Source organism: Actinomyces sp. oral taxon 448 str. F0400 (assembly GCF_000220835.1).
Classification (GTDB): Bacteria; Actinomycetota; Actinomycetes; order Actinomycetales; family Actinomycetaceae; genus Actinomyces.
Window position 1 is genome coordinate 818,892 of sequence record NZ_GL985606.1, and the last position, 11,957, is coordinate 830,848.

An 11,957-nucleotide genomic window follows, 5' to 3' on the forward strand; every position below is an offset into this window, starting at 1 on the left:
CCCCCATCCCCGGGCGAGCCGAGCGCCCCGCTCGCCCGGGGAGATCGGGCCCGGGCTCATGACGCATGATGGTGACGTGAACGCCGCGGAGCCCGACCAGTACGTCCACGACGTCGTCATCATCGGAGCGGGGCAGGCGGGGCTGGCCACGGCCGGCGAGCTCGTGCGCCGCGGACTGACGCCGGGCCGCGAGCTCCTCCTGCTCGACGCGGAGGAGGGCCCCGGCGGCGCCTGGCGCCACCGCTGGGACTCCTTGACGATCGGTCGGACGCGGATCGCCGACCTGCCCGGGATGCCGGCGGGCGAACCGGATGAGGCCGCTCCCAGCAACATCGTCGTCCCCGCCTATCACCGACGTTACGAGCGGGCGCTGGGCCTTCGGGTCGTGCGCCCCGCGCGCGTCACCTCCGTGCGCTCCACCGACGTGCCCGCCCCCCGCCTGAGCGCAGGCGGCGCGCACGCGGCCGGCGGCGCCGCCCCGACCCGCATGAGCCGCAGGCGGGATCCGGTGCGTCGCGACACGCTCCTGGCCGTCGAGGCCCGGACGGGGACGGGGCGACGCAGCTGGCTCGCCCGCATGGTCGTCTCGGCGACCGGCACGTGGACCGGCCCCCGCGTCCCGCACGTGGCGGGGGCGGACCGTTTCACCGGTCTCCAGCTCCACACCGCCACCTACCGCCGGGCCGAGGACCTGGCCGGTCGACGTGTCCTCGTCGTCGGCGGCGGGCTCACCGCGGTGCAGATGCTCCTCGACGTCGAACCCCACGCGGCCTCGGTGGTTTGGGCCACGCGTCGCCCACCTAACTTCGTCTCCGCCGGCTCCGGCGACCTGTGGGCCGCGGCCCTCGAGCAGGTCGACGGCGTGCGGGCCGCCGGAGGCTCTGCGGCGGCCCGCACCGGGCGTGGGGCGATCGTCCCGGATCCGACGGAGTACGTCGCCGCCGTCGAACGGGGGATGCTCGTCTCCAGAGGGATGATCGATCTCATCGACGAGCGTGCCGTTCGTTTCTCCCCGACGGCCACCGGAGCGCGTCCCGACGGGCTGGGGGCCGCCGCGGTCGTGGGCGGGGGATTGGTCGTCCCCGACTCCTGGAAGCCCTGCCCCGACCCCGTCTGGGTCGGGATCGATGCCATTTTCTGGAACACGGGCTTCCGGCCAGCGTTGACGCATCTGAGACCGCTGCACCTGCACGAGGGCGAGGCCCCGGCTGGCGATCCGACCGACGGCGCCCCCCGGTGCGAGGTGGGTATCCGCATGACGGGGCGCACCGGTGCGGCTCGGGATTCGCGTGTGCTGCTGGTCGGCTACGGCCCGAGCGCTTCGACCCGCGGGGCCGCGCGCGCCGGCGCCGAGGCCGCGCGCAGGATCTGGCGTCGGCTGCACGGTTGAGCGCACCCGTCGGCGGCGCCGGACGCGGGTGCGGCCCCGCGGGAGGCGGAAGGACTCAGACACCTCTTCGTCAGGTGCGGCCCCGCGGAGGGAGGCGGTACGGGGTCCGGGGGGCCTGGCTCGCACGAGGGGACCGTCTCTAGTCTGAGAGGGGCCCGCCGGCGCCGGCCGACTTTGCGTCGGCTCGCTGCCGCCGGCCCCGGCTCACCCACCGATCACCCGATTCAGGAATTCACTTCAGGAGCAGCCATGACATCCGCCACCGACGAGTCCGTCTTCGCGGCCGAGAACATCTTCGGCAGGGGCGAGCCCAATACCGCTTTCGCCCAGTACTTCACCGGGGAGAGCTTCCTGAACAATCTGGTCGCCGACCCCGAGTGCGTCGTCGGGGTGCACAACGTCACCTTTGCGCCGGGGTGCCGCAACAACTGGCACATCCACCACGCCTCCTCCGGCGGGGGGCAGGTGCTCATCTGCACGGCGGGTTCCGGCTGGTATCAGGAGGAGGGCCGGGACGCCGTCTCGCTCGAGCCCGGCTCGGTCGTCTACACTCGCGCCGGCGTTAAGCACTGGCACGGCGCGAAGGCCGACTCCTGGTTCTCCCACATCGCGCTCGCGATCCCCGGGGAGGGCGCCTCCAACGAGTGGTTCGACCCGGTCGACGACGCCCATTACGCCGCATTGTCGCAGCTGCCATAAACGTGACGGCTGCGACGGCTGGAGGGACGCCGGACCCGCTGACTCGTCGCGGCCGCTACCGGCGGGCCAGGACCTCGCCGTGGACGACGACGAACCAGCCGTCGTCGGCCTCGGCCCACCGTCGCCATGCGCGGGCCATCTGCGTCAGATCGGCGCTCGTGGCCAGGCCGGCGTCCACCGCCTGCGGGCCGAAGGAGGTCAGGACGCGCTCCGCCCAGGTCCCGCCCCACCATGAGCGCAGCTCGGGCGTCGCGTAGCACCACGTCGAGGCGGAGGGGGCGGCCTCCGTCAGGCCGGCCGTGCGGCACCAGGAGAGCAGTCGGGCGCCGGCATCCGGCTCGCCCCCGTTGGCGCGTGCCGTGGCGGTGTAGACCCGGCGCCAGTCCTCCAGCGCGGGAGGTCGGGGGAACCACGCCATCGCGGAGTAGACGGCGTCCCGAGCCGCCACGACTCCGCCCGGGCGGGTCACCCGGCGCATCTCGCGCAGGGCCCCCACGGGATCGGCGACGTGCTGGAGGACCTGGTGGGCGTGGACGACGTCGAAGGAGCCGTCGGCGAAGGGGAGGGCCTGCGCATCCGCGCCGACCAGTTCGACGCGGTCGTCCAGGCCCCGTTCCCGCAGGGTCGCCCGCGCCGCGTCGAGAGCGGCGGGCGCGCCGTCGAGCGCGACCACCCGCCCGGGGAGGACCGCCTCGGCCAGGTCGGCGGTGATGGTCGCCGGCCCGCAGCCGACGTCGAGCAGGTCGAGGCCCGGGCGCAGGACGGGCAGAAGGCGGGGGGCGCAGTCCGCCGCGGTGCGGCGGGCATGGGCGGCCAGCACGGCGGCTGCGTGCCCATGGGTGTAGTGCGGGAGCGAGGCCGGGCCGAGGTCGTCGGACATGCCGCTGACGCTAGGCCGGCGGGTCGGCGGAGACGGCCTCGTCTCGCGGGGCGAGAACGTTGGTCGGGTGATGCGTTCGGGGCCGTTCGCGGGGCCGGCGCGGCCGGCGGCGGGTGACGATGAGCCGTCAGAGGATGAGATGTTTCGTCTCAGTTTCCGGTGCAGTGACAGGGTTGCCCGGTGAGGGGGACGCGCGCCTCGCAGATGCGACCGTGCGCCTCGCACGATATGGAGTGAAGGAGTTCCCATGCAGGGCGTTGTCGAGAAGGTCTACGAGCGGGTCGTCGACCGCAACCGCGGCGAGGCCGAGTTCCACCAGGCGGTCCGCGAGGTTCTGGAGTCCCTGGAGCCTGTCATCACCAAGCACCCCTCCTACGCCGAGGGAGCGCTCCTCGAGCGCCTCGTCGAGCCGGAGCGCCAGATCATCTTCCGCGTCCCGTGGGTCGATGACGCGGGTGAGGTCCACGTCCAGCGCGGCTTCAGGATCGAGTTCAACTCGGCTCTGGGACCCTACAAGGGCGGTCTGCGCTTCCACCCGAGCGTCAACGCCGGCATCATCAAGTTCCTCGGCTTCGAGCAGATCTTCAAGAACGCTCTGACCGCCCAGGGCATCGGCGGCGGCAAGGGCGGGAGCGACTTCGACCCGCACGGGAGGTCCGACGCCGAGGTCATGCGCTTCTGCCAATCCTTCATGACCGAGCTGGCCCGGCACATCGGCCCGTCCACCGACGTCCCCGCCGGCGACATCGGCGTGGGCGGCCGCGAGATCGGCTACCTGTTCGGCCAGTACAAGCGCCTGCGCAACGCCTACGACGCCGGCGTCCTGACCGGCAAGGGCCTGACCTGGGGCGGCTCGCTCGTGCGCACCGAGGCCACCGGGTACGGCACCGTCCTGTTCGCCCAGTCCATGCTCGCCACCAAGGGGCAGAGCCTGGAGGGCAAGAGGGTCGCGGTCTCCGGAGCCGGCAACGTCGCCATCTACGCCATTGAGAAGGCCCAGCAGCTGGGCGCCGCCCCGATCACCTTCTCCGACTCCTCCGGCTACGTCGTCGACGAGGCCGGAGTCGACCTCGACCTGCTCAAGCAGGTCAAGGAGGTGGAGCGCGGCCGCGTCAAGGACTACGTCGATCGCAGGCCCGGCGCCCGCCTGGTCGTCGACGGCTCCGTCTGGGACGTGCCGGTCGACGTCGCCCTGCCCTGCGCCACCCAGAATGAGCTCGACGGCGCCGCCGCCGCCACCCTGCTGCGCGGGGGCTGCGCCGTCGTCGCCGAGGGCGCCAACATGCCCTCCACCCCCGAGGCCGTCGCGGCCTTCCAGTCCGCGGGCATCCTCTACGCCCCCGGCAAGGCCTCCAACGCCGGCGGCGTGGCGACCTCCGCCCTGGAGATGGAGCAGAACGCCGGCCGGACGCGCTGGGACTTCGACACCGCGGAGTCCAAGCTCGCCGCCATCATGTCCGACATCCACGACTCCTGCGTGACCGCCGCCGACGAGTACGGCCGCCCCGGCGACTACGTGCTGGGCGCCAACGTCGCCGGTTTCACCCGCGTCGCGGACGTCATGATCGCCCACGGCATCGTCTGACCCCGACGCTCGGACGCCTCCGACGACCGGCGTCCGGTCGGCTCCTGAGCGGGGCGGGCCGGGCGTCGTTTCGCGCCGTCCGCCGCCGTGCGAGCGGCGGACGCGGGGCGCGCCGAGCATCGAACCGCAACGAATCGTGCATGGAATACGGCTCCGTGACGCACTAAACTTGCTTTCTACTTCCCGTTCCCTCCCGATGAGGACCACCCATGCGACTCCGTCCCGGCGTGAAGGCGGTCGCCGCGCTCGCGGCCCTGGCCTTCGGTGCGTTCGTCCCTGTCCCTGCCCTCGCTCCCGCCACCCCCGCCGCGGCTGCGGTCGGAACCGAGGACGGCACGAGAACCATCAATGTTCTCGGCATCACCGATCTGCACGGCCATATAGAGACGACGACCGACCCCGGCACCGGGGCCGTCACCGACCCCGGCGCCGTGACCCTGGCCTGCGAGGTCTCCAGAGCGCGTCAGTCGGACCCGAATTCCCTTCTCGTCTCCTCGGGGGACAACGTCGGCGCCTCCGCCTTCACCTCGGCCCTGCTCGATGACCAGCCCACCCTGGACGTTCTCAACGCCGTGGGCACCGACGTCTCCGCCGTGGGCAACCACGAGTTCGACGGCGGCCTGGACGATTTCACGGGCCGCATTCTGCCCGCCGCGGACTTTCCGTACCTGTCGGCCAACGTCACCGGCTCGGCCCCTCTGGACGCCGAGGGCGACGGCGGCGGCGCCTTCGTCAAGGAGGTCGACGGAGTCAAGATCGGCTTCGTCGGCATCATGACCGACGAGCTGCCCACGCTCCTCGCCCCGGCGACGGCGAACGCGCTGACCCTCGCACCGGCCGCCGCCACCGCCAACGCCAAAGCCGCCGCACTCAAGAACTCCGGGGCCGCCGACGTCGTCGTCGTACTCGCCCATGCCGATGCCGCCGAGCTGGCCCCCCATTTGACCGGCGACGTCGATGCCGTCCTGGGCGGGCACACCCACGTGCCCTATCCGGCCGACGGCGGGTCGGCCGTCGTGAAGTCGACCGACGGGCAGGACATCGCCGTCCTCCAGGCCGACCACTACGGCTGGAGGCTCGCCGAGCTCTCGCTGTCCTACGACCCCGCGACCAGGGCCGTCTCCGTGGTCAGCGCCGACAACAAGGATCTGAGGACCTCTGACTGCACCACCGATGCCTACGGCGTCGAGTCGATCGTCTCGAACGCCTCCACCAGGGCCGCCGAGGTCGGCAATGAGAGGGCCGCCGCGATTGGCTCGGACTTCCTGCGCGGTTCGTCCGACGGCACCACGCCCGGGACCAACCGCGGCACCGAGTCCACCGCCTCCAACCTCATCGCCGACTCCTTCGCCTCTTGGGCGTCGGGGAACGTGCCCCGGGGCGACGCCGAGCACGTCATCGGCCTGATGAACGCCGGAGGCGTGCGCGCCGACTACCTCTACGCCAGGAACGCCGCCGGGGGCGAGGCGGATGACGGCATCGTCACCGAGGGAGAGTCGCGCTCCGTCCAGCCCTTCGGCAATGAGATGGGCTACGCCACCATCACCGGCGCCCAGCTCAAAGCCGTCCTCGCCCAGCAGTGGCAGCCCGGCGCCGCCCGCTCCGTCCTGTCCCTGGGCACCTCCTCCAACGTCTCGGTCCTCATCGACCAGGACGCCGCCGACGAGCTGTACGCCATTCAGGCCGAGATCTCGGCCGGCACCACCACCGCGGACGGAGCCGCGAACCGCATCGCCGACGCGCGCAGCCGGGTCATCGGCTCGGTCGTCGTCGACGGCACCGCCGTGGCCGATGACGATTCCGTCCTCGTGGCCTCCAACTCCTTCCTCATCACCGGCGGGGACGGCTACACCGCTCTGTCCCAGGTTCCGTCGATCAGCACCGGCACACTCGACCGCGACGCGACCGCCGACTACCTCAACAGTTTCGCGGACCGGCCGGCGAGCGCCTCCTACGTCAAGCATCAGATCGGTCTGGGCGACACGGTCTCCACGACGAACCCGCGCGCGGTGACTCTGCGTCTGACCGGGCTGACCTACTCCAACGACTCCGAGAAGCCCGGGGGCGTCGCACGGGTGCGCTACTCCTACCAGAACACCGCCGGGGCCACGGTGACCTCCGATCCGGTCGCGGTGGACACCGCCACCGTCGCGGACCTGCCCGAGACCGGCCGGGCGACCCTGGAGGTCGTCTTCGGCCAGGACGCCGCTACCCGGAGCTGCACGTTCACCGACAGCGGCCGGCCTCGAACCTGCTTCCTGGCCTCCATCGATCTACTCGACGCCGCGGGCACCGTGGTCGACAGCTACGACTACGAGCTGACCACGGACGGCACGACCGGCATGGACGCCCCCGCAGCCGCCCCGTCCGCCGGTGCGAGCACGGCCCCCATCGCCTCTGAGCGCGGGGAGGACGTCATTGTCGCCCCGACGACGGACGCCCGGCCGGATCGCGGTCGGGATCTGGCCCGCACCGGGGCGTCGATCGGCGTCGGCGTCCTGGCCGTGGTACTCGTCGCCGGAGGCGTCATCCTCCTCATCCGCCGCCGCAGGACCGACGGGGGCCTTGATGACGATGACCGCTTCGATGACCCCGGCGACTGACGCGGTGAGCTGCGCATGCTCTTCGCATCCTGCCGGCGGCCGCGCTCCGTCCGCAGGACCGCGATGGCGTACTCTCGCCTCGTGCCAGCCAGACGTCGGATCGATCCCGCCGCAGGAGCTCGGGCGGTCCGCCGGTGGGCCGCCGGCGGACCGGCGCTCGAGCGGCGGGCGCTGGCCACCGCCGTTCGATTCGCGCTGGAGGAGCTGACCGCCTGCGCGCCCGGCCGCGCCGTCGAGGTGCGCGTGCCGCCGTACGGCGTCACCCAGGCGGTGTCCGGCGCTGTCCACCGGCGTGGTACTCCGCCGTCGGTGGTCGAGACCGATGCCGACACCTGGCTGCGGCTCGTCACCGGACGACTGGCCTGGGCCGACGCCGTGAACGACGGTGCGCTGCACGCCTCCGGGGAGCGCTGCGACCTGTCCGCGTACCTGCCCCTGCTGCGCGTCTGATCCCCGGTCTGCGCCTCGTCGGCCGCCCGGGCCGCGACCGGCCGCGGCCGACCGATCCGTCGGACGGGTCCGCGAGCCGCTTCCCCTCCATGCCCGATCGGGCGTACGGTAATGTCCGTACGGGCATTCCGGTGCCCGTACGGACAGCGGAGTCGAGCGAGGTCGAGGAGGACGCGCATGAATGCCGAAGAGCGCCAGCAGGCGATCGTCGACGCCGTCGCCCGAGACGGTCGCGTCACCGTCTCCGACCTCGCCGTCGACTTCGAGGTCACCGTCGAGACCGTCCGACGAGACCTGACCGCTCTCGACCGCCGCGGCGCCCTGCGCAAAGTGCACGGCGGCGCCGTTGCGGCCACGGTCCGCGCCACGCCGGAGACCGACGTCGCCGAACGCGAGCTCGTCGGCTCCGCCGCCAAGCGGGCCATCGCGCTGGCGGCGCTGCCCCGTCTGCCCCTGCGCCGGGGCTCAACCCTTCTGCTCGACGCGGGCACTACCGTCGGCGCTCTCGCCAGGCACCTGCCTCGCGGGCTCGACCTGACGGTCCTGACCGATTCGGTCCTCACCGCAGCGCACCTGGCCGGGCGAGACGATCTGACCGTGCGCATTCTGGGGGGCCAGGTCCGCGGTCTCACCCAGGCCGCCGTCGGACCCGAGGCTCTGGCGACGCTCGCATCCATCCGCGTCGACGTCGCCGTCATGGGCACCAACGGCCTGACCGCCGAGCACGGGCTGTCCACGCCCGACCCGGACGAGGCCGCCGTCAAGCGCTCCATGATCCACGCCGCCGGACACGTCGCCGTGCTCACCGACGCCGCCAAGATCGGCCAGGAGCACCTCATCTCCTTCGCCGACCTCGACGACGTCGACCTCCTGGTGACCGACTCGCCGCTGCCGGCCCCGATCGCATCCCTGCTCGCCACTGCAGAAACCGAGGTCGTCACGCCATGATCGTCACCCTCACCCCCAATCCGTCCCTGGACCGCACCGTCACCCTGCCGGGCGCTCTCGTGCGCGGCGGCGTCAATCGCTTGAGCACCGTCACCATCGAGCCCGGCGGCAAGGGGGTCAACGTCGCCCGGGTTCTCGTCGCGGCGGGGGAGACGGTCACCACGGTGCTGCCCGCCGCCGTCCATGACCCGCTTCTGCGCGCCCTGGACGCGGTGGCCGTCCCCGGCCTGAGCACGCGCGCCGTGACCGTGAGCTCGCCCGCTCGCATCAACACCGCGGTCACCGAGCCCGACGGGACCACCACCAAACTCAATGAGCCCGGCGCCGGGCTTGAGGATCAGGAGGTCGATGCCGTCAGGGCGGCGCTTCTCGAGGCCGCCGCGACCGCGCGCCCGTCCAAGGACGCGGGGGCCCGGCGCTGGGCCGTCCTCTCCGGCTCCCTGCCGCCGGGCGCCCCCACCGACTGGTACGTCGACCTCGTGCGAGTCCTGCGCGGGGCCGCGCCCGGCCTGCAGGTCGCCGTCGACACCTCGGACGCGCCCCTGGCGGCGCTCGCCGCCGCCCTGCCGGACGTCGCCCCCGACCTCATCAAGCCCAACGGCGAGGAGCTCGGCCAACTCGTGGGGCTGCCCGCCGGGCGCGCCATGACCCTGGAGGAGGGCGCTCGTCGCGGTGAGCTGGAGCCTGTCATCGACGCCGCCGGGGTTCTGGTCGACCGCGGTGTCGGCGCCGTCCTGGCCACGCTCGGCCCCGCCGGGGCGGTGCTGGCGACCGGGGATGGCAGCTGGCACGCCACGGCGCCCGACGTTCCCGTCGTTTCCACGGTGGGGGCGGGCGACTCCTCGGTCGCCGGCTATGTGCTGGCCGACGTGCGCGGCGAAGGACCGGCGGGTCGTCTGGCGAGCGCCATGGCCTACGGGTCGGCGGCGGCGTCCTTGCCCGGTACGACCCTGCCCGCCCCCGGCGACCTGCCCGCCCGGGCCGCCGTCATCACCCGGCTCGCCTGAACCGCTGCGTCCGCCCGGCACGAGCCTCGTGCTCACCGCGGCCCGCCATGCGCCGGGTCGGCGGCCTCCGACCGTCGGACCGCGCCGCCCATCCATCGGACTATTCATCGGACTATTCATCGGACACAGTGAGGAAGCATCATGTCCCCAACCGCAGCGCCCTCCGGGGCGTCCACACCGCTGATCGTCCCCGAGCTCGTGCGACTCGACGCCCTTCCCGGGGACGACAAGAAGGCGGTCATTGACTACCTGGCGCAGGTCATCGCCTCCGCGGGACGCGCCGACACAGCCGAGGGCCTGGCCGGTGACGCCATCGCCCGGGAGGAGACCGCGTCGACCGGGATCCCCGGAGGCGTCGCCATTCCGCACTGCCGCAGTCCCCACGTGCTGGCGCCCTCCCTCGGTTTCGCCAGGCTGGCCCAGCCCGTCGATTTCGGCGCGGCCGACGGCGGCCTGGCGGACCTGGTCTTCATGATCGCAGCGCCCTCCGGCGCCGACGACGTCCACCTCAAGCTGCTGGCCAAGCTCGCCCGTGGCCTGATGAAGAGCGAGTTCACCGACACCCTGCGCGCCGCCACGACTCCGGAGGACATCGCCCGCATCGTCACCGAGCAGGTCCAGCCCGATACCACGGGCGGCGGGCCGTCCGAGTCCGCGTCGGCGACTGCCGGGCCGGCCTCCGGGCGCACGACCCCCGAGCCTTCGGAGGGCGGGAAGGTGATCGTCGGCGTCTCCTCGTGCCCCACCGGTATCGCGCACACGTTCATGGCCGCCGAGGCCCTGGAGCGGGCGGGCCGGGAGCGCGGCGTCACAGTGCGCGTCGAGGGGCAGGGCTCGGGCAGGATCGACTGGCTCGACCCCGATCTCATCGAACGCGCCGACGCCGTCGTCTTCGCTCACGATCTGCCGGTGAAGAATCGCGACCGCTTCGCCGGTAAACCCGTCATCGACGTCGGCGTCAAGGCCGCCGTCAACGACGCGGGCTCGCTCGTCGATCGCGCTCTCGCCGCCGCCTCCGACCCCAAGGCCCCCAAGGTTCCCGCCGGCGGCGGGGACGAGACCGAGGCCGGCGCGGAGGAGGTCCACTGGGCCCGCCGCATTCAGCGCTCGGTCATGACCGGCGTGTCCTACATGATCCCCTTCGTCGCCGCGGGCGGTCTGCTCATCGCTCTCGGCTTCCTGTTCGGCGGCTACGACATCACCGATACCGCCAAGAACATCGTGGTCGGCAATTCCGACCCCGATAAGAACATCCTCGCGACCAGCCTGTGGAACCTGCCTGATCTGTCCAACGCGAACTACGCCGCCGACCACGCCCTGTTCGGATCCCCGCTTGCGGCCTACGTCGGCGCCGTGCTGTTCCTGCTGGGTCGCACGGGCATGGATCTGCTCGTCCCGGCGCTGGCCGGCTACATCTCCTTCGGCCTGGCTGGACGTCCGGGCATCGCGCCCGGCTTCATCATGGGCATGGTGGCCGTCGCGACGAACTCGGGCTTCATCGGCGGCCTGATCGGAGGTATCCTCTCCGGCTTCCTCGCGGCCTGGCTGGCCGGTCTCAGCGCGCCGCGCTGGCTGCGCAGCCTCATGCCCGTGGTCATCATTCCGCTGCTGACGACCCTTGTGACCGGCTCCATCATGTACATGCTGCTGGGTAAGCCGCTGGCCGCTCTCATGAGCTGGCTCACCAATTCCCTGAACTCCATGGCCACCAACGGCTCGGGTCTGTTCCTGGGGATCATCGTCGGTCTCATGATGTGCTTCGACCTGGGCGGACCGGTCAACAAGGCCGCCTACCTGTTCGCCACCGCGGGCCTGGATCAGGCCACGAACGCCTCGTACGAGGTCATGGCCGCGGTCATGGCCGCGGGCATGGTCCCGCCGCTCGCCCTGGCGCTGGCCACCACGATCCGCCCGAAGCTGTTCACCGACGTCGAGCGCGACAACGGCCGAGCCGCATGGCTGCTGGGCGCCTCCTTCATCTCCGAGGGCGCCATCCCCTTCGCCGCCGCGGACCCGCTGCGCATCATCCCGCCGTGCATGGTCGGCGGCGCGGTGACCGGGGCGATGTCCATGGCCCTGCACGCCGGGTCCAAGGCTCCGCACGGAGGCATCTTCGTGTTCTTCGCCATGGACAACTTCCTGTGGTTCGTCGTCTCCATTCTGGTGGGCATGGTCGTGGCCTGCGCCGGCGTCGTGGGGCTCAAGCGGATGGCCGTGAGCAGGACGCCCGCTTCCGAGGCGGTCGCCGCCGCCTGACGCCGCCCGCTCGTGCACCGCACGGGAACTGCTCGACGCCCGGGTGGGAGGATCGATCCTCCCACCCGGGCGACGCTCCGTGTCGCCCGCGCGCTGCCGGGCGCCGCTGGGACTCGGCGATTGTGGCGAACTGCGCCGT

At 72.3% G+C, this 11,957-nt stretch carries 9 protein-coding genes; 8 read left to right on the forward strand and 1 reads right to left on the reverse strand.

Features of this window, described 5'->3' with window-relative positions; genetic code table 11:
- The first annotated feature begins 76 nt into the window (after window positions 1-76).
- Window positions 77-1,390 (forward strand): NAD(P)-binding domain-containing protein, encoded by a 1,314-nt coding sequence (locus tag HMPREF9062_RS03535; RefSeq protein WP_034253690.1) that lies wholly within the window; start codon window positions 77-79, stop codon window positions 1,388-1,390.
- A 249-nt stretch (window positions 1,391-1,639) separates the two neighbouring features.
- Window positions 1,640-2,089 (forward strand): cupin domain-containing protein, encoded by a 450-nt coding sequence (locus HMPREF9062_RS03540; protein ID WP_009748661.1) that lies wholly within the window; start codon window positions 1,640-1,642, stop codon window positions 2,087-2,089.
- A 55-nt stretch (window positions 2,090-2,144) separates the two neighbouring features.
- Here HMPREF9062_RS03540 and HMPREF9062_RS03545 read toward each other — a convergent pair whose 3' ends face one another.
- The gene (locus HMPREF9062_RS03545) at window positions 2,145-2,969 is read right to left on the reverse strand and encodes a class I SAM-dependent methyltransferase (RefSeq protein ID WP_009748662.1); all 825 of its coding nucleotides are present in this window, start codon (window positions 2,967-2,969) and stop codon (window positions 2,145-2,147) included.
- Between the two features lie 247 nt (window positions 2,970-3,216).
- Here HMPREF9062_RS03545 and gdhA point away from each other — a divergent pair, with 247 nt between their 5' ends.
- The 6 genes from gdhA (at window position 3,217) to HMPREF9062_RS03575 (ending at window position 11,818) form a co-directional block, all read left to right on the forward strand.
- Window positions 3,217-4,554, forward strand: a complete 1,338-nt coding sequence (gene gdhA, locus HMPREF9062_RS03550) for an NADP-specific glutamate dehydrogenase (protein ID WP_009748663.1) — start codon at window positions 3,217-3,219, stop codon at window positions 4,552-4,554.
- Window positions 4,555-4,763: 209 nt separating this feature from the next.
- On the forward strand, window positions 4,764-7,157 hold the full coding sequence (locus tag HMPREF9062_RS03555) for a bifunctional metallophosphatase/5'-nucleotidase (RefSeq protein ID WP_009748664.1): 2,394 nt from the start codon (window positions 4,764-4,766) through the stop codon (window positions 7,155-7,157).
- Window positions 7,158-7,238: 81 nt separating this feature from the next.
- Window positions 7,239-7,607, forward strand: a complete 369-nt coding sequence (locus HMPREF9062_RS03560) for a sterol carrier family protein (RefSeq protein WP_034254648.1) — start codon at window positions 7,239-7,241, stop codon at window positions 7,605-7,607.
- Between the two features lie 177 nt (window positions 7,608-7,784).
- Entirely contained in the window at window positions 7,785-8,555 is a 771-nt protein-coding gene (locus tag HMPREF9062_RS03565) for a DeoR/GlpR family DNA-binding transcription regulator (protein ID WP_009748666.1), read from the forward strand.
- Window positions 8,552-9,562 carry a 1-phosphofructokinase family hexose kinase gene (locus HMPREF9062_RS03570; protein WP_009748667.1) on the forward strand — a complete coding sequence of 337 codons (1,011 nt, stop codon included), beginning with the start codon at window positions 8,552-8,554 and terminating at the stop codon, window positions 9,560-9,562. Before HMPREF9062_RS03565 ends, HMPREF9062_RS03570 begins: the two co-directional genes overlap by 4 nt.
- 141 nt (window positions 9,563-9,703) lie before the next feature.
- Window positions 9,704-11,818 (forward strand): PTS fructose transporter subunit IIABC, encoded by a 2,115-nt coding sequence (locus tag HMPREF9062_RS03575; RefSeq protein ID WP_009748668.1) that lies wholly within the window; start codon window positions 9,704-9,706, stop codon window positions 11,816-11,818.
- The last annotated feature ends 139 nt before the right edge of the window (window positions 11,819-11,957 follow it).